Annotated in this window: 24 protein-coding genes; 11 read left to right on the top strand and 13 right to left on the bottom strand. The window is 59.9% G+C overall.

The features are described from left to right. The first annotated feature begins 25 nt into the window (after nt 1–25). Genes hpf through N018_RS04405 form a run of 4 tightly spaced genes read left to right on the top strand, consistent with a single transcriptional unit; the run spans nt 26 to nt 1959 of the window. A complete protein-coding gene (gene hpf, locus N018_RS04420; protein ID WP_003377554.1) occupies nt 26–334 on the top strand; it encodes a ribosome hibernation-promoting factor, HPF/YfiA family in 309 nt (102 codons plus the stop codon). An 11-nt stretch (nt 335–345) separates the two neighbouring features. Continuing rightward, nucleotides 346–810: a PTS IIA-like nitrogen regulatory protein PtsN gene (ptsN, locus tag N018_RS04415; protein ID WP_024644295.1), complete on the top strand. Its 465-nt coding sequence runs from the start codon at nt 346–348 to the stop codon at nt 808–810. Between the two features lie 2 nt (nt 811–812). Then, nucleotides 813–1670 carry an RNase adapter RapZ gene (gene rapZ / locus N018_RS04410; protein ID WP_024644294.1) on the top strand — a complete coding sequence of 286 codons (858 nt, stop codon included), beginning with the start codon at nt 813–815 and terminating at the stop codon, nt 1668–1670. A gap of 16 nt (nt 1671–1686) precedes the next feature. Then, nucleotides 1687–1959, top strand: a complete 273-nt coding sequence (locus N018_RS04405) for an HPr family phosphocarrier protein (RefSeq protein ID WP_024644293.1) — start codon at nt 1687–1689, stop codon at nt 1957–1959. Between the two features lie 200 nt (nt 1960–2159). Here N018_RS04405 and N018_RS04400 read toward each other — a convergent pair whose 3' ends face one another. The 3 genes from N018_RS04400 to pmbA form a co-directional block, all read right to left on the bottom strand. After that, nucleotides 2160–2771: a superoxide dismutase gene (locus tag N018_RS04400; protein WP_024644292.1), complete on the bottom strand. Its 612-nt coding sequence runs from the start codon at nt 2769–2771 to the stop codon at nt 2160–2162. Between the two features lies 1 nt (nt 2772). Then, nucleotides 2773–3234 (bottom strand): tetratricopeptide repeat protein, encoded by a 462-nt coding sequence (locus tag N018_RS04395; protein ID WP_024644291.1) that lies wholly within the window; start codon nt 3232–3234, stop codon nt 2773–2775. A 300-nt stretch (nt 3235–3534) separates the two neighbouring features. Further along, nucleotides 3535–4881, bottom strand: a complete 1347-nt coding sequence (gene pmbA, locus N018_RS04390; RefSeq protein ID WP_024644290.1) for a metalloprotease PmbA — start codon at nt 4879–4881, stop codon at nt 3535–3537. 107 nt (nt 4882–4988) lie between these two features. Between pmbA and yjgA the strand changes: the two genes are divergently transcribed. Further along, nucleotides 4989–5510, top strand: coding sequence for a ribosome biogenesis factor YjgA (gene yjgA, locus N018_RS04385; RefSeq protein WP_003377535.1), 522 nt, complete (start codon nt 4989–4991; stop codon nt 5508–5510). Between the two features lie 48 nt (nt 5511–5558). Here the strand turns inward: yjgA and tldD are convergent, their stop codons facing one another. From tldD to mreB, 8 genes are all read right to left on the bottom strand, one after another. After that, nucleotides 5559–6998 carry a metalloprotease TldD gene (gene tldD, locus N018_RS04380; protein WP_024674731.1) on the bottom strand — a complete coding sequence of 480 codons (1440 nt, stop codon included), beginning with the start codon at nt 6996–6998 and terminating at the stop codon, nt 5559–5561. Between the two features lie 2 nt (nt 6999–7000). Further along, complete coding sequence (locus N018_RS04375; protein WP_025388924.1) at nt 7001–7846, bottom strand: carbon-nitrogen hydrolase family protein; 846 nt, start codon at nt 7844–7846, stop codon at nt 7001–7003. 48 nt (nt 7847–7894) lie between these two features. Further along, nucleotides 7895–11710 carry a YhdP family protein gene (locus tag N018_RS04370; protein WP_025388923.1) on the bottom strand — a complete coding sequence of 1272 codons (3816 nt, stop codon included), beginning with the start codon at nt 11708–11710 and terminating at the stop codon, nt 7895–7897. 182 nt (nt 11711–11892) lie between these two features. Then, nucleotides 11893–13350: a ribonuclease G gene (rng, locus tag N018_RS04365; protein ID WP_024644286.1), complete on the bottom strand. Its 1458-nt coding sequence runs from the start codon at nt 13348–13350 to the stop codon at nt 11893–11895. After that, entirely contained in the window at nt 13347–13949 is a 603-nt protein-coding gene (locus tag N018_RS04360; protein WP_025388922.1) for a Maf family protein, read from the bottom strand. Before N018_RS04360 ends, rng begins: the two co-directional genes overlap by 4 nt. A gap of 67 nt (nt 13950–14016) precedes the next feature. Then, entirely contained in the window at nt 14017–14508 is a 492-nt protein-coding gene (mreD, locus tag N018_RS04355; protein WP_003377527.1) for a rod shape-determining protein MreD, read from the bottom strand. Continuing rightward, on the bottom strand, nt 14501–15625 hold the full coding sequence (mreC, locus tag N018_RS04350; RefSeq protein ID WP_080274788.1) for a rod shape-determining protein MreC: 1125 nt from the start codon (nt 15623–15625) through the stop codon (nt 14501–14503). Before mreC ends, mreD begins: the two co-directional genes overlap by 8 nt. A gap of 183 nt (nt 15626–15808) precedes the next feature. After that, entirely contained in the window at nt 15809–16846 is a 1038-nt protein-coding gene (gene mreB, locus N018_RS04345; RefSeq protein ID WP_007249007.1) for a rod shape-determining protein MreB, read from the bottom strand. 205 nt (nt 16847–17051) lie between these two features. On the opposite strand from mreB, the gene gatC reads away from it, so the two are divergent. From gatC to N018_RS04315, 6 genes are all read left to right on the top strand, one after another. Further along, a complete protein-coding gene (gene gatC / locus N018_RS04340; RefSeq protein ID WP_003418825.1) occupies nt 17052–17339 on the top strand; it encodes an Asp-tRNA(Asn)/Glu-tRNA(Gln) amidotransferase subunit GatC in 288 nt (95 codons plus the stop codon). A gap of 14 nt (nt 17340–17353) precedes the next feature. After that, nucleotides 17354–18805 (top strand): Asp-tRNA(Asn)/Glu-tRNA(Gln) amidotransferase subunit GatA, encoded by a 1452-nt coding sequence (gene gatA, locus N018_RS04335; protein ID WP_024644283.1) that lies wholly within the window; start codon nt 17354–17356, stop codon nt 18803–18805. A gap of 10 nt (nt 18806–18815) precedes the next feature. After that, a complete protein-coding gene (gene gatB / locus N018_RS04330; protein WP_025388920.1) occupies nt 18816–20261 on the top strand; it encodes an Asp-tRNA(Asn)/Glu-tRNA(Gln) amidotransferase subunit GatB in 1446 nt (481 codons plus the stop codon). 713 nt (nt 20262–20974) lie between these two features. Continuing rightward, nucleotides 20975–21334: a septal ring lytic transglycosylase RlpA family protein gene (locus N018_RS04325; RefSeq protein WP_025388919.1), complete on the top strand. Its 360-nt coding sequence runs from the start codon at nt 20975–20977 to the stop codon at nt 21332–21334. Nucleotides 21335–21397: 63 nt separating this feature from the next. Continuing rightward, a complete protein-coding gene (locus tag N018_RS04320; RefSeq protein WP_024644280.1) occupies nt 21398–22429 on the top strand; it encodes a calcium/sodium antiporter in 1032 nt (343 codons plus the stop codon). Between the two features lie 32 nt (nt 22430–22461). Next, nucleotides 22462–22845, top strand: coding sequence for a carboxymuconolactone decarboxylase family protein (locus tag N018_RS04315; RefSeq protein WP_024644279.1), 384 nt, complete (start codon nt 22462–22464; stop codon nt 22843–22845). Here the strand turns inward: N018_RS04315 and N018_RS04310 are convergent. Together N018_RS04310 and N018_RS04305 are read right to left on the bottom strand one after the other, a co-directional pair. Further along, nucleotides 22842–23783, bottom strand: a complete 942-nt coding sequence (locus N018_RS04310; RefSeq protein WP_024644278.1) for an AEC family transporter — start codon at nt 23781–23783, stop codon at nt 22842–22844. The genes N018_RS04315 and N018_RS04310 overlap by 4 nt on opposite strands. A 104-nt stretch (nt 23784–23887) precedes the next feature. Then, complete coding sequence (locus N018_RS04305) at nt 23888–25471, bottom strand: alkaline phosphatase D family protein (RefSeq protein ID WP_024644277.1); 1584 nt, start codon at nt 25469–25471, stop codon at nt 23888–23890. Between the last annotated feature and the right edge of the window lie 58 nt (nt 25472–25529).

Genomic DNA, 25529 nt, shown 5'->3' with positions numbered 1-25529 from the left:
TGCATTGGCAAAAGGAGAAAGCTGTATGCAAGTCAACATCAGTGGACACCAACTGGAAGTGACCAAGCCCCTTCGTGAGTATGTTGAGCTGAAGCTCAAGAAGCTGGAGGGGCATTTTGACAAGATTACAAACGTGCAGGTCACGATGGCGGTCGAGAAGCTCAAGCAGAAGATCGAAGCCACGCTGCATATCCACGGTGGGGAGGTGGTTGCCAATGCTGAACATGACGACATGTACGCGGCAATCGACCTGCTCACTGACAAGCTCGACAGACAATTGCTCAAGCATAAGGAAAAGCAGCAAAGCATCCTCAAAGGTGCGGCCGCTCGCTAACGCCCATTTAAATGATCCGATTTGAAAATATCCTGACCCCCGGCCGTTCACTCGTGAACATGCCGGGTGGCAGCAAGAAGCGTGTACTCGAACAGATTGCCAACCTGATCGGCCGAGAGGTGCCGGGCATGGATTCGGACACTGTGTTCGAAAGTCTGGTTGCCCGTGAGAAATTGGGGTCGACCGGTTTCGGCAACGGTATCGCCATCCCTCACTGCCGACTGGCCAGTTGTGGCGAACCTGTCAGTGCAGTGATTCACCTCGACGCCCCTGTAGATTTCGACGCCATCGACGGCGCGCCAGTGGACTTGCTGTTTGTCTTGCTGGTCCCGCAGAAGGCCACCGACGATCACCTGGAGTTGCTTAGCCAGATTGCCGGTATGCTGGACAAGGCCGATGTGCGCAAGAGCCTGCGCAACGCGGCAAGCGATGAAGCGCTATATAACGTGGTGCTGGACGCACAAAAAGGTCTTTGACAATGCGCATGATCATCGTCAGCGGCCGTTCCGGCTCGGGTAAAAGTACCGCGCTGGATGTGCTGGAAGACAACGGCTTCTACTGTGTCGATAACCTTCCGGCCGGTCTGCTGCCGGAACTGGCCGAGCGCGCACTGATCAATACCGAGCTGGCAGAACCACTGTTGGCGGTTTCGATTGACGCACGCAATCTGCCAAGCCACCTGACCCGTTTTCCGCAGATGCTCGATGAAGTGCGCTCACGCAATATCCAGTGCGACGTACTGTACCTGGACGCGGACGAAGCCACCCTCCTCAAGCGCTTCTCGGAAACCCGACGTCGCCACCCCCTGAGCACGGCAGATCGTTCGCTGGCCGAGGCGATACGCGACGAAACCACGCTGCTGGGCCCGATCATCGATCTGGCCGACCTGAAGATCAACACCACCCACCTGAACCTCTACCAGTTGCGCGATGCGCTGAAGTTGCGGCTGCTCAACAAGCCCGAGCCTGGCACTGCCTTTCTGATCGAGTCGTTCGGCTTCAAGCGTGGCATGCCCGTTGATGCCGACCTGGTCTTCGATGTGCGCTGCCTGCCCAACCCGTACTGGAAGCCTGAATTGCGCGATCATTCAGGCCTCGAACAGCCCGTTATCGATTACTTGTCTGTGCAGCCCGACGTTGAAGAAATGTTTCAGGACATCTTCACCTATCTGAACAAATGGCTGCCTCGATTCGCAGCCAGCAACCGTTCTTACGTTACCATTGCCATCGGTTGCACAGGCGGGCACCATCGCTCCGTCTACCTGACAGAACGCCTGGGTCAGGTATTGCAACAATCACTCAAGAACGTTCAGGTCCGCCACCGCGACCTTAGCTGAAAGGATTTACACTGCGATGCCCGCTCGTCAAATCACCATCATCAACAAACTGGGTTTGCACGCCCGCGCCGCCGCCAAGTTCGTAGGCGTTGCCGGCAAGTTTCCCTGTCAGATCCGCGTCGGCCGTACGCCGGAAAGCATGGTCGATGGCAAGAGCATCATGGCCGTAATGATGCTGGCAGCGGGCAAAGGCACCGAGATCCACCTGCACACCGAAGGTGAATTCGAACATGAAGCCCTCGATGGATTGGTGGAACTGATCAATAACAGGTTCGACGAGGGCGAATAAGCCCTCGGCTTCACACTTTCCTTTCCAGCGTGTCACAGCCATCAAAAGCCGCGCGCCTGAAGCCAGCTCAACTCCCGTTCCGCACGCCACACCATACCTGCCACCAGCAGCACGGCCCCTGCGGCCCTGCGCAGCAACCGCACTTTGCTGATCCCAGGTAATTCAGAACGCATGGGCGCCCTTGCGGGTTATCGAGGGGATCAGGCCAAAGCAGCCTGATAACGTCGGGATACTTCCGGCCAGTTGATCACGTTGTAGAACGCATTGATGTATTCGGGACGGCGGTTCTGGTAGCGCAGGTAATAAGCGTGCTCCCACACGTCCAGCCCCAGAATGGGTGTGTTGCCATTCATCAGCGGGCTGTCCTGATTGCCGCTGCTTTCGACTATCAGTTTTTTGTCAGGGGTAACGCTCAGCCAGGCCCAGCCGCTGCCAAAACGCGTCAGTGCGGCTTTGGTAAAGGCCTCTTTGAAGCTGTCAAAACCACCTAATTGTTCATCGATTGCAGCCGCAATCGCGCCTTCGGGCAAACCACCGCCGCCGGGCACCATGACTTCCCAAAACAGCGAATGGTTGGCGTGACCACCCCCCTGATTGATCACTGCCGGGCGCAGATTTTCAGGCAGTTGCTTGACGCTGGCGACGAGTTTTTCAACCGACCAATCGGCGAATTCAGTACCGTCGACCGCCGCATTGAGGTTAGTGATATAGGTCTGGTGATGCTTGGTGTAATGGATTTCCATGGTCTGCGCATCAATGTGCGGCTCTAGCGCATCGTAGGCATACGGCAGTGCTGGCAAGGTATGAGACATTTCAATGTGCTCCGTAGAAAAGTCCGGAATGAGTCGCTGAATGGCGCTGCAGCGATGAGCGCGTGTGCTCGCTGCTGCTGTTCAGCAGTCGATGGGTGCGCGGGTATTCGCCATGCTCGCTGATAAAGCTCAGTAGCTCGGCGTAGGTCTTGCTGCTATGGCGCAGGGCCGCTTCGCGCAGGGCGGGCGTCAGGCGCTTGCTCTGCATGGTCTGCAACAGGTGTTGATGGATTGCGCACAGGTATTCGGCGCTTTCCTCTGGCTGCCCCAGGCTGAGGTGCAGGTCTGCCAGGTTGTGATGGGAAATCACACACGCCGCAACAGCTTCATCAACGTCCGGCCAACGCTCGAACAGCACTTGTGCCAAGGCCAGCGCCTGAAGGTACAGCTCACGGGCTTCGACCCACTCACCCAGACTGAAACAGCGATTGGCCTGTTCAATGGTGCGTTTCCAATGCTGCATGACATACCTCCAGAGGCGCAGGCTGGCCGGACCAGGTGACCCAGGCGATCATAGCGCACCCTCAAATGATACTCATTATTAAATGAGATTTTAACTCAACACAAGCGCGTTGATGAGGCGGCTCTTGGGAGGGGATCCTGGGAAGGGAATGAAGCGAGGCTTCATGAGCTATTGATTGCTCATGACCTGGGGCCGTGGCATGCCAAGGACAGTTGACGTGAAGTGACAGGGAGCGCATGCCAACGCGGGAGCATTGGCATGCGAGTCAGTCAGGTATACAGGCGTGACGATGTACGCTAATCAGCTCCCCGCCACCATCATGCGCTCGATCAGCACCGAGCCGGTGCGGATGTTGCTGCGCAGTTCGAGATCACTGCCCACAGCGATGATCTGTTTGAACATGTCGCGCATGTTGCCAGCGATAGTCACTTCCTGAACCGGAAACTGAATCTCGCCGTTCTCGACCCAGAAGCCTGCTGCGCCGCGGGAATAATCGCCGGTGACCATGTTCAGTCCGCTGCCCATCAACTCAGTGACCAGCAAGCCGCGGCCCATGCGCCGGATCAGAGCGTCCTGATCTTCGGAACCATGGGAGACGAACAGGTTGTGCACCCCGCCAGCATTGGCGGTGCTTGGCATGCCCAGTTTGCGACCGGAATAGGTGCTCAGCACGTAGGACACCAGATTGCCTTGATCCACGAATGGTTTGGCGTACGTCGCCAGGCCATCGCTGTCGAACGCCGAACTGCCCATGGCATGCTTCAGGTGTGGACGCTCATCGATGGTCATCCACTCCGGGAATAGTCGCTGGCCAAGAGAGCCTTCGAGGAATGACGACTTGCGATACAGGTTGCCTCCTGAGATAGCGCCGAGAAAGCTGCCGAACAAGCCACCCGCCAGCTCAGCGGCAAACAACACCGGCACTTCACACGTAGGCACCGGCCGCGCGCCCAGACGGCTCGCAGCGCGCAACGCAGCCTTGCGGCCAATGCTCTCGGCATCGGCCAGCAGCTGGCCCTTGCGGTTCACGTCATACCAGTAATCGCGCTGCATCTGGCCTTCGCCTTCGGCAATCATCACGCAACTCAGGCTATGCCGGGTTGACGCATAGCCGCCGATGAAACCATTGCTGTTGCCATACACGCGGCAGCCCTGATGGGTGTTAAGGGTGGTGCCATCGGCGTTCTTGATCCGGTTGTCGGCATCGAAGGCCGCCGCTTCGCAGATCAGCGCTTTCTCGATGGCCTGCTCGGGCGTGATGTCCCACGTGTGATAAAGGTCAAAATCCATGACCTCTTTGGCCATAAGCGCGGCATCAGCCAGCCCGGAGCTTTCGTCTTCAGAGGTGTGCTCGGCGATCGCCAGTGCAGCGGCCACCGTTTCACGAATAGCGTCGGCACCAGTAGCCGACGTACTGGCCGAGCCTTTGCGCTGCCCCACGTATAACGTAATGCCGAATCCCTGATCTCGATTGAACTCAACGGTTTCAACTTCACGCTGGCGGACCGATGTCGACAGCCCCTGATCCACCGACACGGCCACTTCACAGGCGCTGGCGCCCTGACGCCTGGCTTCGGCGATGATCTGCTCGACCTGTTCCTGCAATTCGGGCAAGGCCTGCGGGCCGACGCTTTGGGTTGCACTCATGACTTTCTCCATCAAATTCTTCTTTCAGCACAGGCCGAATACCGACCGGGCCGGACAAGCGGCCCACGACTGGTTATCATGGCGGCGTTTCTTTGCGGACTGCCCCCATGGTTGATTCTTACGACGACTCCCTCGACGGGGAGAAAAGCAAAACTCAGGTCAAGCGCGAGCTGCATGCGCTGGTTGACCTCGGTGAGCGACTGACAACACTCAAAGCCGATGTGCTGGCCAAGCTGCCGTTGACCGACGCTTTGCGCAAGGCCCTGGCCGAAGCGCCCAAGCACACGGCCAACATCGCGCGAAAGCGGCACATTCTGTTCATCGGCAAGCTGATGCGCGATCAGGACCAGGAAGCCATTCTGGTGTTGCTCGACCAACTTGATGCCTCCACTCGCCAGTACAATGAACGTTTTCACAATCTGGAGCGCTGGCGTGATCGCCTGATCGCGGGTGATGACGCCGACCTCGAGAAATTCGTTATCGAATACCCCGACGCCGACCGCCAGCAACTGCGCTCGCTGATTCGTCAGGCGCAACACGAAGTAGCACGCAACAAACCGCCGGCCACCAGCCGCAAAATCTTCAAATACATCCGTGAGCTGGACGAGCTTCAACGCGGTCTGCGTTGATGTCGACCTCGGGGCGGGCAGCAGCAAGCAGCCAGCCCCGGCTCACATTCAGCTACCTGTACCGCCAACCGTGATCGCGTCGATTTTCAGCGTAGGCTGACCCACACCGACCGGCAGCGACTGGCCGTCTTTTCCGCACGTACCGACGCCGCTGTCCAGCGACAGGTCGTTACCCACCATCGACACCCTGCTCATGGCTTCCGGCCCGTTGCCGATCAAGGTCGCGCCTTTGACAGGAGCAGTGATTTTGCCGTCTTCGATCAGGTAGGCCTCACTGGTCGAAAACACAAATTTGCCACTGGTGATGTCGACCTGACCGCCGCCCAGATTGGCGCAGTAGATGCCACGCTTGACCGACGCAATGATTTCCTGCGGATCGCTTTGTCCGCCCAGCATGTAGGTGTTGGTCATGCGCGGCATCGGCAGATGGGCGTAGGACTCGCGACGACCGTTGCCGGTCCGCGCCACGCCCATCAAGCGCGCATTGAGCTTGTCCTGCATGTAGCCCTTGAGCACGCCATTCTCGATCAGCGTGGTGCATTCGGTCGGCGTGCCTTCGTCATCGACGCTCAGCGAGCCACGACGCCCCGCCAGCGTGCCGTCGTCAACGATGGTGCAGAGCTTGGACGCAACCATCTCGCCCATGCGCCCGCTGTAGGCCGAACTGCCCTTGCGGTTGAAATCACCCTCCAGACCGTGACCCACCGCTTCATGCAACAGCACCCCTGACCAGCCGGAACCGAGCACCACCGGCAATGTACCTGCAGGTGCCGGGATCGCTTCCAGATTGACCAGGGCCTGACGCAATGCCTCACGGGCATAGCCCATGGCACGGTCGTCAGTCAGAAAATAACGGTAGTCGGTACGCCCCCCGCCGCCATGCCCGCCGCGTTCGCGACGGCCATTCTGCTCGACGATGACGCTGACATTGAAGCGTACCAGCGGGCGTACATCGGCAGCCAGACTGCCATCGGCGGCGGCCACCAGAATACGCTCCCAGACCCCGGCCATGCTCACCGACACCTGCTGAATGCGAGAGTCCAGGGCACGGGTCGCGACGTCGATGCGTTTCAGCAACTCGACCTTCTCGGCACGGCTCAGCACTTCCAGCGGGTTATCCGGGGCATACAGCTGAGCCACGTCCTGCGACGTAAAGGTCTGCACGCGGCCATTCTGGCCAGCGCGAGAAATCGACCGGGCGGCGCGGGCAGCGGTACGCAGCGCATCTTCAGTGATCGCGTTGCTGTAGGCGAAGCCGGTCTTCTCACCTGACTGAGCGCGTACGCCCACGCCCTGATCGAGATTGAAACTGCCTTCCTTGACGATACCGTCTTCGAGCGACCACGACTCGGAGATCATCCCCTGAAAATACAGGTCAGCGGCGTCGATGCCGGGGCCGGCAAGCTCGCCGAGCACCGATTGCAGGCTGTCGAGGCTCAGGCCGCCCGGTGCCAGAAGGTGTTCGCTGACTGAGGACAGATCACTCATATTCACTCCGAAGCAGGCCGCAAGGCGTCCTGCGAAAAAAAGCGCCGGTGACTGGACACCGGCATCCGCGCCCGTATGGACGCCTGTTCTTCACGGTCTCGTGTGCCCGACAGCACGGCTTCACCCTGCGCCTGCTGAGCCAGCACGCGGCCCCATGGATCAACGATGGCTGCGTGCCCGTAAGTCTCGCGCGGTCCCGGATGGATCCCGCCTTGTGCCGCCGCCAGCACATAGCACTGGGTTTCTATAGCCCGCGCCCGGATCAGAATGTCCCAGTGCGAAGCCCCCGTCACCGCAGTGAATGCCGATGGCGCGGTGATCAACTCAGCGCCCGCTTCGCGCAACGCGGTATACAGTTCGGGAAAGCGCAGGTCGTAACAGACCGTCAGCCCCAAACGCCCCACAGGGGTGTCAGCCACCACGACTTTATTGCCGTGAGCATAGTCATCAGATTCGCGATAGCGACCCCGATTATCCGCTACGTCCACATCGAACAGGTGCAGCTTGTCATAACGCGCCACCTGTTCGCCGTGTTCATCGATCAGCAGCGAACACGCCGTCACCTTGCCATCGGGCCGATCATTCGGCGGCAGTGGCAGGGTTCCGGCAACTATCCATAACTTGAGGTCGCGAGCGGCCAGTTTCAACCATGGCAGGATCGGTCCATGCCCCCGAGCTTCGGCGCGGCCGATCTCAGCGACATCGCGACGCCCGATGGCAATGAAGTTTTCAGGCAGCACCGCCAGTCGCGCACCGCCCTCGGCGGCCTGCTCCAGCAGTGAGCGCGCCCGAGCCAGGTTGGCTTCGATGTCGCTCTGGCTGACCATTTGAATCACGGCAAAAGACATGGCGACCCGCTGTTTGATGTCATGGTCACCACTGTACTCCATGAGACGCTACTGGGGCTTTTCAAATGGCTTGTCGAAGGTGATCTTCGGTTCTTTCCACGGCCCTTCGACCTTGTATTGCACGCTGGCGAAGCGGGCAACCCTGTCGCCCAGCAGCTTGTCGACCAGAAACAGGGCTCCGCCAATGGCCGGCGCGCCGACAATCAGCGCCGCGATCGGCAAGTTGTTGGTCACCGGCAAGGTCACCAGCAGCTTGGCATCGACGCGGTCGCTGACCATGTCCAGCGTACCATTGAGCTCCAGATTGCTGGACGGCCCGGTCAAGGTGATCGGCTTGCGAGTGACATAGACTCCATCACTGGCCACCAGCAGCCCCTTGACCCGGTCGTAGCTCAGCCCTTTGCCCAGCAGGTCCGAGAAGTCCAGACGCAGACGACGGCCGATGGAGTTGAAATTCAGCAGCCCGAACACTCGGAGCGCCTGAGCACCGCCCTCCACTTCCACGAACTGGCCACGGTTCAGCGTGGCATCGAGACTACCGGAATAGCGCTTGAGCCCGACCCAGGCAGGCGAACCAGGCCAGCGGCCGTCGACATTCAACTCGAAATCTTCACTGGTGACGGTCGGTGCAAACCCCCAGGCCTTGAGCACATCCGCGAGGTTCTTGCCCTCCAGATGCCCTTTGAACCAACTGTTGCTCGCCCCCGGCGTACCGTCCCAGGATCCATCGCCCTCAAGCTGGATACCTTTGAGCCCGAGGCTCATGTCAGACATGCGCATCCCGGTAGCTGTCGGACGAATTTTCAGCGCCCACGGGCCCAACAGTTGGTCACCCTGAAACAGCTGAGAAATCTTGATATCCAGTGCCGGAATCTTGCGTGGGTCGACGTCTGCCAGCGGATCAGGTGCGTTCTCGACCACCACAGCATTCGGGTCGGACGCAGGCAGGCGTACATACAACATGTCGATGCCAATGGGCGCGGATTTGGCATCCGGAAGCAGCGCCGTGCCCTTGACCAGCGCACTGTCCAGCGACAGGGCCCAGGCCGCAGCGTTGCGCTGCAATTGGACACGCACATTATCCAGCGTGGTGCCCATGGCCGTCAGCTTGCCGATTTGCAGGTCCACACTGTTGAGCAATTGTCTGGCGCTGCCGCCCGGATCACCTCCGGCATAGCGTCCTGCAAGCTCTTGCCAGGGAGCGACGTCCAGCTCGGACAGCTCGCCACGGATTCGCAACCCCTTGGCGTCCGGCACAATGGCCCCGCCACGGCCCAGGTACAGCTCACCTCGACCGTCTGCAAACTTGCCGCCCGGTGCGGCGAACGCAAAGTTGGCCAGATTATCGTAGGCAGCACCCAGTCGACGCTCTGGGCCTTGCAGGGTCATGCGGAATTCGCTGGGACGCTCTGTGTCGGCAGTCTTGCCGAACGGCGCCGGCAGATCGATTGCCACGCCCTTGAGCGTGGAGCTGATCAGCAGCGGGCTGTCTTTGCTGTCCAGCGTCAGTTGCAATTGAAACGGCAGGTCACCGGACACCGGCAATGGCTGCGTGACACTCAGCCAGTCAGTCAGTTTTTTCACAGAGACCAGACCATTCGCCACAATGCGCGTCACGTTGGCGCCGGGCGTGCCTTCTGCCGAGATTTCCGCAGTTACCGGGTTATCGAATGCCTGTGCCTTGATGCCCTTGCCACTCAACCCGCTGGCGCTGTCAAAGCGAAAGTCACCCTTGAGCCGGGTCAGTTCCAGCACCGGGTCCGCCAGTTTCAGACGGGCCTTGTCAGTACTGAAATCGACAACGACCTTTGGCTCGACACCCTTGGCCAGCGGAATATCCAGCTTGAGCTTGCCGTTCAGCGGCCCCTCGCCCTGCCACCCGGCAAAGGTGCTGCCCGTGCCGATTGGCGCTTGTTGAAGAATTTTCAGGCCATCGCCCAGGCTTCCGGAAAAACTGCCGTCGACCAGCAAGTGGCTGTCCTGCCCTGACGGGACATGGGGAATATTGACCAGTACATTACTGACCTTGGTGTCGAGCAGCTGCCCCTTGCTCGCCTTGACCCGCACGCCGCTGTTTTCAACGTAGACCTTGCCATCGACACCGGTCAGCGAAGGCCAGCCTGGCTGAAACGCCAGCGTCGCGTTGCTGACATCGAAAAACAGGCTGATAACCCGGGAGGTGTCAGCCGAGTTCTTGTTGAGTGACCCCTGATACTGGAAAAAGCCCTGTTTGACCGCGCCACTGACCACAGCAGTACGCAGCCAGTGATCCAGTTCCGGACTAAGCGCGGTTGGCAGGTATTTGCTGGTGTAGCGACCATCGCCATCGACCATTCCGACCCGCAGGTCCATGTAGTCTTCCTGATCATGGCTGAGGTGGATCCTGATCAGGAAGTCCGCAGCAATCTTGCCTTCATCGCCAAGCACTTTGATGTAGGGAGCAATCAGGGTGAACGCCTGATCGTCCAGTTTCCAGTTCAGGCGCGCATTGGCCTTTTGATAGCGCCACGGCTTGGCGAAAATAGGGTCCAGATGCAGCATGAAGTCGTCGGTATCGAGTCGCAACTCGCCCTGCCCCAGATCACCGCTGATCGCACCGCTGACATTGCCTGCTGCCGGTGCGCCGCGATAAGCGTTGAAGCCTACCTTGTCCAGGTTGGCGGCAAAACCGAGACGCTTGTCGCCAGTCGCCTGCGGACGATAATCGAGCAGTACGTTGCGCAGCCCACCCGTCACCTTGAGGCCATCGACCACCGCCATCGCCTTGTCCGGCAACGACGCGAGGGAATCGATCAGCGGTGTGAGCGGCGTCAGGTCCAGGCGGTCGGCCTGCACGTGCCAGAGTTCTTCGCTGTCCGGCGTTGCAGCGGTTTGCGTCAGTTGCAAACGACTTTCCCAGCGCTTGCTGGCCAGGTCCATTGCCAGTGAATCAAGCTTCAGCTCAAAGCCGGTTTCAGTACGGGCGAACCAGGCATTGAGCGCCAGATTTTCCACCGTGGTCGGCTTGCGAGCCGCGTAGACACCTTTGATTTTCGGAGCATTGAGGCGTGCTGTGGCGCTTTGCACGGTGCCCTTGCCCCAACTCATCCACACTTCTCCGCCGGCTTGCAGCTTCGACAGCGTCCATTCGCGAGTGAGGCTCTTGGGCAGCCATTTACCCCAGTCACTTTGCGGCAGGCTGACGTAAACATCAGCCTCGCCATCCTTCCACTGGCTGGCCTGGGCCCGGGAGCGCAGGTTCAACGCCAGCGGCTGGCCGTCCGGCAGGGTCAGGCGCGCATCCAGGCGCTGGTGATAACTGCCCGTGGTCAGGCTGAGGTTGACATAGGTCAGGGTCAACGGCGCGGCATCAAACGGTTGCACCGTCACCTGGCTGTCAAGCAGCGACAGGTGCAACACGCTCTGCATCTGCTTGAATACCTGTTCGGGGTCGAACGGGCTGTCATCGCGTATCGGCAAGCCTTGCACCGCCCAGCCACCGTCCTGATCCTGCTTGAGGATGAACTGCAAGCCGTCGACTTCCAGATGCTCGATACGCACCTCACGCGCCAGCAGACTCGCCCACAGGTCAGGGACAACACGCACGCGGTCCAGACGCAAAGCGCTGGAACCTTCACCGACCATGACGTCGTGGGCCAGCAATACCGGGGAGAATCGGTTCCAGCTACCCTCCAGGCTGCCGATGCTCAGTGGCATGCCCAACGCAGTGCTGGCACGGCTTTCGACATCGACACGGTATTCGGCCACCAGAGGAGTCAACTGCCGGCCGAGGCTGACATACAGCGCCGCCACTACCAGAATCAACGCGCACAGGCTCAGGCCCCAGCGCGTCAGCGTGGCAACGATGCGAGAAAGACGTCCCATCTCAGGACACCCTCTGCTGCGAGATGCAAAGACCGGATTCAGCGAACAGTTTTCGGCTCGGGTCGGCAGGTGCAATCAGATTCAGGTTTTGCTCGTTCGCCACGCATCATTCTCAATAAACGGCATACCTGCCAGAAACCCGTGGGGCAATTGTCGTCAATATTTCCCTGCGCCCAGCAACCTCAGAGCAGGACCACGTCGTATTGTTCCTGCGAGTACATGGTTTCTACCTGAAAACGGATGGTGCGTCCGATAAAGCTCTCCAGTTCCGCCACGTTGCCTGACTCTTCGTCGAGCAGCCGATCGACCACCCGCTGATTGGCCAGCACCCTGTAGCCAACCGCCTGATAAGCCCTGGCCTCGCGCAGAATCTCGCGGAAAATTTCGTAACAAATGGTCTCGGGTGTTTTCAGCTTGCCGCGTCCTATGCAGCAGTGACACGGCTCGCAGAGCACCTGCTCAAGGCTTTCGCGGGTGCGTTTACGCGTCATCTGCACCAACCCCAGCTCGGTGATGCCGATGATGTTGGTCTTGGCGTGATCGCGCTCCAGCTGTTTCTCCAAGGTGCGCAGTACTTGACGCTGATGCTCACCGTCTTCCATGTCAATGAAGTCGATAATGATGATGCCGCCGAGATTGCGCAGGCGCAGCTGGCGGGCAATCGCTGTTGCCGCCTCCAGGTTGGTCTTGAAGATGGTCTCTTCCAGATTCCGGTGCCCGACAAACGCTCCGGTGTTCACATCGATGGTGCTCATGGCCTCGGCCGGGTCGATGACCAGATAACCGCCAGACTTGAGCGGCACCTTGCGCTCAAGGGCTTTCTGGATTTCGTCTTCGACGCCGTACAGGTCGAAAATCGGTCGTTCGCCCGGATAATGCTCAAGCCGGTCGGCAATTTCAGGCATCAGTTCAGCGACGAATTGGGTGGTCCTCTGGAAGGTTTCACGCGAATCGATACGGATCTTCTCGATGCGCGGGCTGACCAGATCGCGCAAGGTGCGCAGCGCCAGACCAAGATCTTCGTAGATGACGGTGGGCGGGCTGACGGTCTTGATCTGTTCGCCGATCTGGTCCCAGAGCCTGCGCAGGTAACGAATGTCCATGAGGATTTCTTCGGCACCCGCGCCTTCGGCAGCGGTGCGCAGGATAAAGCCCCCGGCCTCCTTGATGCCTTCCAGCGCGACGCAATCACTGACCACTTTCTTGAGCCGCTCGCGCTCGGCTTCATCCTCGATCTTCAAGGAAATGCCCACATGCGCAGTGCGTGGCATGTACACCAGATAGCGCGAGGGGATCGACAGTTGCGTGGTCAGGCGTGCGCCCTTGCTGCCAATCGGGTCCTTGGTGACCTGGACCACGAGACTTTGTCCGTCATGCACCAGCGACGCGATGCTTTCGACTGCTGGCCCTTCACGCATGGAGATTTCCGATGCATGAATGAACGCGGCGCGGTCCAGACCGATGTCGATAAATGCCGCCTGCATGCCAGGCAGCACGCGCACGACCTTGCCCTTGTAGATATTGCCGACGATGCCGCGACGCTGGGTGCGCTCGACATGCACCTCTTGCAGCACGCCGTTTTCCACTACGGCCACCCGCGATTCCATCGGGGTGATGTTGATCAGGATCTCTTCACTCATGACTTGTCACCTTCCAGGCCTTGCCAGCAGGGTATGCCGAAACGGCCGAGCAATTCTGCGGTTTCACACAGAGGCAGACCCACTACCCCAGAATAGCTGCCCTGCAAGCCTTCGACGAATATCGCCGCCAAGCCTTGAATGGCATAGCCGCCCGCTTTATCGGCAGGCTCGCCACTGGCCCAGTAGGCCTGTGCTTCATGATGCTGAATCGGGCGAAAGCGAACCCGGCTGGTCACCACACAGGTTGCGCTGCGCTGCCCGTCAATCACTGCGACAGCCGTCATGACCTCGTGTTCGCGCCCGGATAACGCGCTCAACATGGCCAGCGCGTCCGCCTCATCGACCGGCTTGCCGAGAATCCGCCCCTCAAGCACCACTGCGGTGTCCGCGCCCATTACGCAGGCCTGTTGATTAGCCGCCAACGACGACAGGCCAGCCTGAGCCTTGCCCAGCGCAAGACGCTCGACGTAGACAGCCGGGGTTTCATGGGCAAAGGGAGTTTCGTCGATCTGCGCGCTCAATACGGTGAAGGGCACGCCGATCTGAGTCAGAAGTTCGCGACGGCGCGGTGAGCCAGAAGCCAGATAGAGCGAGGGCATAAGGACATCTCCGTGTCGGTGACGGTGAACGCGCAAACCCCTTGAGGGCGCTGCGCTCACCTTGCGCTTAATTGATTTTCAAACGTTTGCGCAATCCACGCAGACCGTAACTGACCCAAGGCCACAGCAACGCACTGACCAGAGCAGGCAACACCAGCGCCAGGGTCGGCTGACGGTTGCCGGTCAGGGCGCTGAGCCACAGCTGTGCAAGCTGCGCCAGACCGAATACCACCAGCAGCACCAGACATTGCTGCCACATGGGGAACATGCGCAGACGCTGTTGCAGGGACATCACCAGAAAGGTAATCAGGCTGAGGATCAGCGCGTTCTGACCGAGCAGCGTGCCATACAGCACATCTTCCATCAGACCGAGTATCCAGGCGGTGGTCATCCCGTACTTGTGCGGCAACGCCAGCACCCAGAAGGTCAGCAACAGTGCCAACCACAAGGGGCGAAAGATTTCCATGAATTGCGGCAGCGGCGAAACGCTCAGCAACAGGCCGATCGCAAAGGTCAGCCAGACTACCCAGCCGTTGCGCCCGGAGACGTGACTAACCATCAATAGGCTCCCGAGCGTTGGAAGGTGTGGACGCAGGCGGCTGCGAGGTGGCAGGACGGGAGGCTGGTCGAGCCGGCTTGACCGGCGTTGCAGCAGGGGCGGCAGACGCTGGGGTGGCCGCCTGGGACGCAGGTTTGTGGGTAACCGTGGCACCCGGGAACACCGGAATGGTCGCTTGTGGCCACATCGGGAATGCCGGCGTCGGCGGCGGCAGCGTCGCCATCACGGTGGGCTCGATGCCCTTTTCAATCGATTCCTGCGCCTGCGCAGCATCGGCGGCCCGCTCTTCCGGGGAGCGACCATCCGAGAACACCAGCAGCAGATAACGGCTGCGATTCAGCGCCGCAGTCGGCACAGCGCGGACAATTGCAAACGGCTGACCGGAGTCGTGGATGACCTCCCTGACCGTTGCCACCGGATAACCGGCCGGGAAACGTTGACCAAGACCAGAGCTGACCAGCAGATCGCCTTCCTTGATGTCCGCGGTATCCGCCACATGGCGAAGCTCCAGACGCTCCGGATTGCCGGTGCCGCTGGCGATGGCGCGCAGGCCGTTGCGATTGACCTGAACCGGAATGCTGTGGGTCGTGTCAGTCAGCAACAGAACCCGCGAGGTGTAAGGCATCAGCTCGACAACCTGGCCCATCAGGCCACGCGCATCGAGCACCGGCTGACCGAGCACGACGCCGTCGCGTTCGCCCTTGTTGATGATGATCCGATGGGTGAAAGGGTTCGGGTCCATGCCGATGAGTTCGGCGACCTCGACTTTTTCATTGACCAGCGCCGAAGAGTTCAGCAACTCGCGCAGGCGCACGTTCTGCTCGGTCAATGCCGCCAGTTTTTGCAGGCGACCTTGCAGGAGCAGGGCTTCGGTCTTGAGTTTTTCGTTTTCGGCGATCAGCTCTGTGCGACTGCCGAACTGACTGGCAACGCCTTGATACAAACGTTGTGGCAAGTCGACAATCCAGTAGGACTGCATGAGCACCATGGACATCTGACTGCGCACAGGCTTGAGGATCGTAAAACGGGCGTCGACAACCATCAACGCAACCGACAGAACGGCCAGCACCAGCAGACGTACGCCCAGCGACGGGCCTTTTGCGAAAAGCGGTTTAATAGGCCGCTCCTACGGGGCATGCGATCGTGGGATCGAGCTTCAATGGGCTTTTATTCATGCTCTATGGAACCGGCCTGGACAAATGAAAGAGATAGGCAGCCTGTTTCGGCGTCAGCCTGACGCATACAGGTAGCACATACGCTACCTGCATACAAAAGACTCCGTGAATGGCACCCCGGCGATTTACTCGCTGGAGAGCAGATCCATGGTGTGCTTATCCATCATTTCCAGCGCACGGCCACCGCCACGCGCTACGCAAGTCAGCGGGTCTTCGGCGACGATCACCGGCAGACCTGTTTCCTGAGCCAGCAGTTTGTCCAGATCACGCAGCAACGCGCCGCCACCGGTCAATACCAGACCACGCTCGGCGATGTCGGAAGCGAGTTCCGGAGGCGACTGCTCCAGAGCGCTCTTGACCGCCTGAACGATGGTCGCCAGCGACTCCTGAAGCGCTTCGAGCACTTCATTGGAGTTCAGCGTGAACGCACGTGGAACGCCTTCAGCCAGGTTACGGCCGCGCACGTCAACTTCGCGTACTTCACCACCCGGGTAGGCGGTGCCGATTTCCTGTTTGATGCGCTCGGCGGTGGATTCGCCGATCAGGCTGCCGTAGTTACGACGCACGTAGGTGATGATCGCTTCGTCGAAACGGTCGCCGCCCACACGCACGGATTCTGCGTACACAATACCGTTCAGGGAGATCAGGGCGATCTCTGTGGTGCCGCCGCCGATGTCGACAACCATCGAACCGCGGGCTTCTTCCACCGGCAGACCGGCACCGATCGCTGCAGCCATTGGTTCTTCGATCAGGAATACTTCGCGCGCACCTGCACCCAAAGCCGATTCGCGAATGGCGCGACGTTCAACCTGAGTGGATTTGCACGGAACACAGATCAGTACACGAGGGCTGGGCTGCAGAAAGCTGTTCTCATGGACCTTGTTGATGAAGTACTGCAACATTTTTTCGCAGACGCTGAAATCGGCGATAACACCGTCTTTCATGGGGCGAATGGCTGCAATGTTGCCTGGCGTACGGCCCAGCATGCGCTTGGCTTCGGTACCGACAGCGACGACGCTCTTCTGGTTGCCGTGAGTACGAATGGCAACGACAGAGGGTTCATTCAGAACGATACCGCGCTCACGCACGTAAATAAGGGTGTTGGCAGTGCCCAGGTCGATGGATAGATCACTGGAAAACATGCCACGCAGTTTCTTGAACATGGGAAAGGGACCCTAGGGAACGCGTGGTAAAAAAAGTGCGGCAAACTCTAACAACGACAGGGATTTTGGGCAAGGAGCCAATATGCTAAATTGGCGGTTTTCCGAACACCACCCTCGACGTTAGCGGCTTGAGACAGTAATAACGCGATAGTGTTCCGCAATTGGCAACAAAGCAAATCCGTCAGCATTCCACTGGAGATACCCCATGGCGCTTGAACGCTCCGACGTGGAAAAGATCGCTCATCTGGCCCGACTTGGCCTCAATGACGCCGATATCCCGCGTACTACCGAAGCACTGAACAGCATTCTCGGCCTGATCGATCAGATGCAGGCGGTTGACACCACCGGCATCGAACCCTTGGCTCATCCGCTGGAAGCGACCCAGCGCCTGCGCGAAGACGCGGTTACCGAGCGAAATCGCCGCGACACTTACCAAGCCATCGCACCAGCGGTCCAGGACGGTCTGTATCTGGTTCCGAAAGTCATCGAGTAAGGGAAAGCGCCTGCATGCATCAAATGACTCTGGCCGAGATCGCTCGCGGACTCGCCGAAAAAAAGTTCTCTTCTGAAGAGCTGACCCGTGTCCTGCTGTCGCGCATCGCACAGTTCGACCCGCAGCTCAACAGCTTCATCAGCCTCACCGAAGACCTGGCCATCACTCAGGCCCAGGCGGCAGATGCACGCCGCGCGGCCGGTGAGAACGGCCCGTTGCTCGGCGCCCCGCTGGCGCACAAGGACCTGTTCTGCACCCAAGGCATCCGTACCAGTTGCGGCTCGAAGATGCTCGACAACTTCAAGGCCCCGTACGACGCCACCGTGGTATCGAAGCTCGCCTCGGCGGGTACCGTCACGCTGGGCAAGACCAACATGGACGAATTCGCCATGGGTTCGGCCAACGAATCCAGCCACTATGGCGCGGTGAAAAACCCGTGGAATCTCGAATGCGTCCCTGGTGGCTCGTCCGGCGGTTCGGCAGCGGCAGTGGCTGCACGCCTGCTGCCTGCCGCGACCGGCACTGACACCGGCGGCTCGATTCGCCAGCCTGCGGCACTGACCAACCTGACCGGCCTCAAGCCGACGTATGGTCGCGTGTCGCGCTGGGGCATGATTGCCTACGCGTCCAGCCTTGATCAGGCCGGCCCGATGGCGCGGACTGCCGAAGACTGCGCCCTGCTGCTGCAAGGCATGGCTGGCTTCGATGCGCAGGACTCCACCAGCATCGACGAGCCGGTTCCGGACTATTCCGCCAGCCTCAATACCTCGCTCAAGGGCCTGCGTATCGGGGTGCCCAAGGAATATTTCAGCGCCGGTCTCGACCCACGCATCGCGCAGTTGGTCCACGAAAGCGTCAAGGAACTGGAAAAGCTCGGCGCCATCGTCAAGGAAGTCAGCCTGCCGAACCTGCAACACGCCATTCCAGCCTACTACGTCATCGCACCGGCAGAAGCTTCGTCCAACCTGTCGCGCTTCGACGGTGTGCGCTTCGGCTACCGTTGTGAAGACCCGAAAGACCTGACCGACCTGTACAAGCGCTCGCGCGCCGAAGGCTTTGGCCCGGAAGTCCAGCGACGCATCATGGTCGGCGCCTACGCACTGTCGGCGGGCTACTACGACGCCTACTACCTGCAGGCGCAGAAAATCCGTCGCCTGATCAAAAACGATTTCATGAGCGCATTCGCGGAAGTCGACGTAATTCTCGGCCCGACCACACCCAACCCGGCCTGGAAAATAGGCGCCAAGACTCACGACCCGATTGCCGAATACCTGGAAGATTTCTACACCATCACCGCCAACCTGGCGGGTCTGCCTGGCTTGTCCATGCCAGCGGGGTTTGTCGATGGGCTGCCGGTCGGCGTGCAATTGCTCGCCCCGTATTTCCAGGAAGGCCGTCTCTTGAATGTGGCGCATCAGTATCAGCAAGTCACTGACTGGCACACTCGCGCACCTGAAGGCTTCTGAGGAGAAACACATGCAATGGGAAGTCGTCATCGGGCTGGAGATTCATACCCAGCTTTCGACCCAATCAAAGATTTTTTCCGGTAGCGCCACTACGTTCGGCTCCGAGCCCAACACCCAGGCAAGCCTCGTTGATCTGGGCATGCCGGGTGTGTTGCCGGTGTTGAACAAGGAAGCCGTGCGCATGGCCGTCAAGTTCGGCCTGGCGGTGGATGCCGAGATCGGCCAGCACAACGTGTTCGCCCGCAAGAACTACTTCTACCCTGACCTGCCCAAGGGTTATCAGATCAGCCAGATGGAATTGCCGATCGTCGGCAAGGGCCACCTGGACATTACTCTGGAAGACGGCACGGTCAAGCGCATCGGCATCACCCGCGCGCACCTTGAAGAAGACGCAGGCAAGAGCCTGCACGAAGACTTCCAGGGCATGACCGGCATTGACCTGAACCGCGCCGGCACGCCGCTGCTGGAGATCGTTTCCGAGCCGGACATGCGCAGTGCCAAGGAGGCCGTGGCCTACGTCAAGGCCATCCACGCCATCGTCCGTTACCTCGGCATCTGTGACGGCAACATGGCCGAAGGCTCGCTGCGTTGCGACTGCAACGTGTCGATTCGCCCCAAGGGTCAGATCGAGTTCGGTACCCGCTGCGAGATCAAGAACGTCAACTCGTTCCGCTTCATCGAGAAGGCGATCAACAGCGAGATCCAGCGCCAGATCGACCTGATCGAAGACGGCGGCAAGGTCATCCAGCAGACGCGCCTTTACGATCCGAACACCAACGAAACCCGCGCCATGCGCAGCAAGGAGGAAGCCAACGATTACCGTTACTTCCCCGACCCGGATCTGTTGCCGGTCATCATCGAGGATTCGTTCCTTGAAGAAACCCGCGCCACGTTGCCGGAACTGCCACCGCAGAAACGCGAACGCTTCCAGAGCCAGTTCGGCCTGTCGACCTACGACGCCAGCGTGCTGGCGTCGAGCCGCGAGCAGGCTGACTATTTCGAAAAAGTAGTCAGCATCAGCGGCGACGCCAAGCTGGCAGCCAACTGGGTCATGGTCGAGCTGGGCAGCCTGTTGAACAAGCAGGGTGTCGAGATCGAACAATCGCCAGTCAGCGCTGAGCAGTTGGGTGGCATGCTCAAACGCATCACCGACAACACCATCTCGGGCAAGATCGCGAAAATGGTCTTCGAAGCGATGGCCAATGGTGAAGGCAGCGCCGATGAAGTCATCGAGAAGCGCGGCCTGAAGCAGGTAACCGACAGCGGCGCCATCGAATCGATGCTCGACGATGTACTGGCTGCCAACGCGGAGCAAGTCGAACAGTATCGTGCGGCTGATGAAGCCAAGCGCGGCAAGATGTTCGGGTTCTTCGTCGGCCAGGCCATGAAAGCTTCCAAAGGCAAAGCCAACCCGCAACAGGTCAACGAACTGCTGAAGGCCAAGCTGGAGGGCTGAACGCTCGATTCACCATCGCTCCCAAGCCCTGGACCAAGTGTTATATGCAAGTCCAATGAACCCGAAAAATAGGGCATGCAGGCTTCTGCCGGCAGGGCGTGGGAGCGCATTTCTGGACACTCTGCGTCCGGTGTCGAGTGCGTGGTGCGGCACAGAATTGTGACGCGGAGCGTCACGAAATGCATGCCAACGCGGAGCATTGGCACGAGCGTCAGGGCTGATCATCTCAACGCTGATGATCGTACCCGCGCTCCGCGTGGGAGCGCATTTCTGGACACTCTGCGTCCGATGTCGAGTGCGTGGTGCGGCACAGAATTGTGACGCGGAGCGTCACGAAATGCATGCCAACGCGGAGCATTGGCACGAGCGTCAGGGCTGATCACCTCAACGCTGATGATCGTCCCCGCGCTCCGCGTGGGAGCGCATTTCTGGACGCTCTGCGTCCGATGTCGAGTGCGTGGTGCGGCACAGAATTGTGACGCGGAGCGTCACGAGATGCATGCCAACGCGAAGCATTGGCACGAGCGTCAGGGCTGATCATCTCAACGCTGATGATCGTACCCGCGCTCCGCGTGGGTACGCATTTCTGGACGCTCTGCGTCCGATGTTTAATGCGCGCTTAGGCACAGAGTTGTGAGCCAACGCGAGCATTGGCACTAGCGTCATAGGGACGTGTAGAACCCCCAAGCCAACGGCACTCAGGACCTTTGACCATGCGCCGACTTCTTTTTGCCTGCAGCCTGCTGACCTTACTGGCTGGCTGCGCCAATCACATCATCGACCCTCACGGTTACGATGAGACCGGCACCGCCGCTTATTACGGCGGTGGTAACCGCACTGCCAGCGGCGAGCCTTTCAATCAGAATGCCCTGACCGCCGCGCACCGGCAGCTTCCGTTTGGTACGCGAGTCAAGGTCACCAACCTGAACAACGACAAGTCAGTGGTCGTCCGCGTCAATGATCGCGGCCCTCATACGCGTGGCCGATTGATCGATGTCTCTCGCGAAGCAGCCGAACAACTAGGTATGCTGCGCAGCGGCACGGCGCCTGTCCGCGTTCAGGCCCTCGACTAAACTCCCACCAAGGACACGCATATTCTCCAGCTATCGGCCCTGCCCGCTCCCGCCCTCATTCAGATGTTCGGCGGCTTTCTTCTCCTGCTGATCGGGGCGGACTTGTCGGTGCGCGCGGCCGTACACCTGGCCGCCATTTTCAAGGTCAGGCCGTTGATCATCGGCCTGACCGTCGTGGCAATGGGCACCAGCGCCCCGCAAATGGCCGTCAGCCTGCAAGCTGCCTTCTCGGACAACACCGACATTGCGGTGGGCAGCGTCATCGGCGGCAACATATTCAACGTGCTGGTGATCCTCGGCCTGTGCGCCTTGATCATTCCGTTGCGGGTGGCGCGCCAAGTGCTACACATTGACATACCGCTGATGATCGGCGCGTGCCTGCTGGCTATCGGCATGTCCTGGAACGGTGAGTTCAGCAGGTTCGACGGCGCAGTGCTGCTGGTCGGATTGCTGGTCTGCCTGTTCATCATCGTGCGCCAGGGAGGCCATAGTCCGCGCCACGGTCATGCCGACATCAAGGAAAAACCTCGCACCTTTACGCGCATGCTGATGCTGGCGGCGGGCTTGCTGATGCTGACCGCTGGTGGGCATCTGCTGGTCAATGCCTCGGTGGTGATTGCCATCCATCTGGGGCTGTCGGAGCGCATTATCGGCCTGACCGTGATTGCCATAGGCACCTCGCTGCCCGCGCTGACGGCCTCGCTGATCGCAACACTGCGCGGCGAACGCGACATTGCGGTCGGCAACGTAATCGGCAGTAACCTGTTCAATCTGCTCGGGGTGCTGGGCGTGACCGCGCTGGTTGCGCCAGTGCCGCTGACGATATCGCCCAACGCACTGGTGTTCGATTTACCTATCATGCTGGGCGTGTCGCTGCTTTGCGTACCGCTGTTCTATTCCGGTCACCGAATAGACCGCATCGAAGGCCTGCTGCTGTTGGCTTTGTACCTGACCTACGGCTTGCACATCGCGTCGATAAGTACCGGCATGGTGTTGGCCGAAAGGCTTGAGGGCTGGATGCTGAGGCTGGTTCTACCGCTATTGGGCATCATTGTCGCCTGGCGCACCGTGCGTGCATGGCGACGCCAGCACTGATTTCAATCTGTATCAATCAGAGGAGAAACGCCATGACAGACAACACGATCAGCGAAGGCGAACAGATCCGCCGCCAGGTAATGGGCGATGTCTACGTCGACCGCGCACTGGGCAATGCCACCGATTTCAGCCAGCCCCTGCAGGACTTCGTCAACGAACACGCATGGGGCAGCGTCTGGAGTCGTGACGGCCTGCCGCTGAAAACCCGCAGCCTGATCACCCTGGCCACCCTCACCGCCCTCAAATGCCCGCAAGAGCTGAAAGGCCATGTTCGTGGCGCACTGAACAACGGCTGCACGGTCATAGAAATTCGCGAAGCGCTGCTGCACTGCGCGGTGTACGCCGGTGTACCCGCAGCCATCGATGCGTTTCGTGCGGCTCAGGAAGTGATCGACAGTTACGTCAAACCGGACTAGATCCAGCCACCCCATTGCAGGATGAAAATCCCCACGTTGGTGGTGACTGCCGCGGCCAGCGTGGTGATCACGATGATTGCCGCCGCCAGTTCGTAGTTGCCGTTTGCCGTGCGCGCCATGATGTAACTGGCGGCAGCGGTCGGGCTGCCGAAATACAGAAACAGAATCCCCAGCTCTGGGCCGCGAAAGCCGACCAACCATGCGGCCAGCGTGCAGAGCACCGGCAACGCGACCATCTTCATGACGCTGGCACTGACGGCCAGTTCGCCGCTCTTGCGCAGTGACGCCAGCGACAGCGTGCCGCCGATACAGATCAGCGCCAAAGGCAGCGTCATCTGCGCCAGATAGCTACCGGACGTTTCCAGCCATTTGGGCAGGCCGATACTGAAATAAGCAAAGGGCGAGGCAATGATCACGCTGATGATCAGCGGGTTGGCCAACACACTTTTGAAAATGCTCCATGGGTCGGACTTGATCACCGGGCTATAGACCGCCAGCACCACAGTCGACAGCGTGTTGTAGAAGACGATGACCAGCGCCGCGAGGATGGCACCCAGCGAGATGCCGTACGAGCCGTACATGCTGGCCGCCAGGGCCAGGCCGATCACGCCGTTATTGCCACGGAACGCGCCCTGAACGTAGATGCCACGCTCTTCATACGGGCAACGCCAGACTGCCCAGACCCAGACGAACGCGAAACTCAGCAGCGTGGCAAGGCTGAAAAAGATCAACAGTTTGGGCTGCAGTGCCGTGCGCAGGTCCGCGTGGATGATGCCCAGAAACAGCAATGCCGGCATGGTGACATTGAATACCAGCCCAGAGGCCGCAACGATGAACCCGTCATTGATCGCGCCAATACGCCTGAGGAACACGCCCAGAAACAGCATGGCGAATACCGGGGCAGTGATGTTCAGGGTTTCGAGAAAGATAGCCAGCATGCAACGTACCCGATCCATCATTAGGTGGCTCATGATAAGCCACCCATGCCGAGCATGTTGCAGGGATTTTCAGGAAACCCTACGAGCCTGTAGCCCGCTACCTGTCAGACAATTCGGCTGACTTCCTTCACAGGCTGTAGCTTGCGCTCGAACACCGACACGCCGTCCAGATCCCGCAGAGCGACTGTCATCTCACCGGTTTGCCCATCGATGTTCACTTCGCCAAAGAACTGATAACCCGCAAACGGCGAAGTATTCTGCGCGGGAGGCGCTTTCTGGAACACCAGCTCAGGCCCGAACGTCTTGTCCAGCACGTTGGGACCGTAGCTGCCCGCATTCAATGGCCCGGCCACGAACTCCCAGAACGGATCGAAATCCTGAAACACCGCCCGATCCGGTTGGTAATGATGCGCAGCGCAGTAATGCACATCAGCTGTCAGCCACACGCAATCGCGAATTTTCTGCGTACGCAGATACGCCAGCAACTCGGCGACCTCCAGCTCACGCCCCAGCGCCGGTCCATCATTGCCGTTGGCGATGGCCTCCCAACGCGCCACACCGGGGCTCACCTCGCCATCCGGCACGCCAAGGCCGATGGGCATGTCTGCGGCGATCACTTTCCACTGCGCGCGCGAGCCATTGAGCTCGCGCTTGAGCCAGTCCAGTTGTTCACGGCCCATGAATGCAGTGGTCGGACCAGGCTTGTCAGCCAGATTGGCATCGTTGCCGTCGCGGTAGCTGCGCATGTCGAGGACAAACACGTCGAGCATGGGGCCATAGGGAATCTTGCGATAAATGCGCCCGCCGTTATCCGCCGCTTGCAGGCGCAGTGGTGCGTACTCCAGATACGCCTGACGTGCGCGGGAGGACAGTAACTGGATGTCTTTGACCTTGTAGCGGTCATCAAGCTGCTTGCTGGGTGACCAGTTGTTGGTCACCTCGTGATCGTCCCACTGCCAGACCTGCGGCACTTCAGCGTTGAAGCGGCGCAGGTTTTCGTCCATCAGGTTGTAGCGGTAATTGCCCCGGTATTCGTCAAGCGTCTCCGCGACCTTGCTTTTCGCCTCGGTGGTAATGTTGCGCCAGATCCGACCGCCTTCGGTGGTGAGCTGCTCCGGCACCGGGCCGTCGGCGTAGATCGTGTCGCCGCTGTGGATAAAGAAGTCCGGCAAGCGCAGGCGCATGGCTTCGTAGATGCGCATGCCACCGATATCAGGGTTGATCCCGAAACCCTGCCCCACCGTATCGCCACTCCAGACGAAGCGGATGTCCCGACGCTGTTGGGGCGTGCTGCGCAAATGACCAAACCACGGTTCGCTGGCGACACCGCTCTGCGCGTCCTCGAACGAAACGCGGTAGAAAATCGCCTGATCGACCGGCAACCCGCTCAGTTCGACGCGGGCCGTGAAGTCAGTACGCTGATCAGCCAACGCCGACACCACACGCCGTGGCTGGGTGAACATGCTGCGCGTGTCCCACTCGACGACCATACGCGAAGGCCGGTCGCTGCGGCTCCAGACTATCGCCTTGTCGCCGAACACATCGCCGGACTGCACGCCGTCAGTCATTTTCGGGCGGTCCTGCACCGAGGCAATGACTGCCGGTGCAACACCGGGTAACAGCAGACCGGCACCCACGGTCCCGACGGCCTGGATGACACGACGACGCTTGAGATCGAACTGGCTCACGGGTATCCCCTCACTGACAGGCAAAACAGCAACCTAGCAGGACAATGTTGGCGCTGTA

The organism is Pseudomonas syringae CC1557 (assembly GCF_000452705.1).
In the GTDB taxonomy this organism is placed as follows: domain Bacteria; phylum Pseudomonadota; class Gammaproteobacteria; order Pseudomonadales; family Pseudomonadaceae; genus Aquipseudomonas; species Aquipseudomonas syringae_F.
The sequence above is the reverse complement of the archived record's forward strand: the minus strand, read 5'-3'. Positions and strand labels throughout refer to the sequence as shown.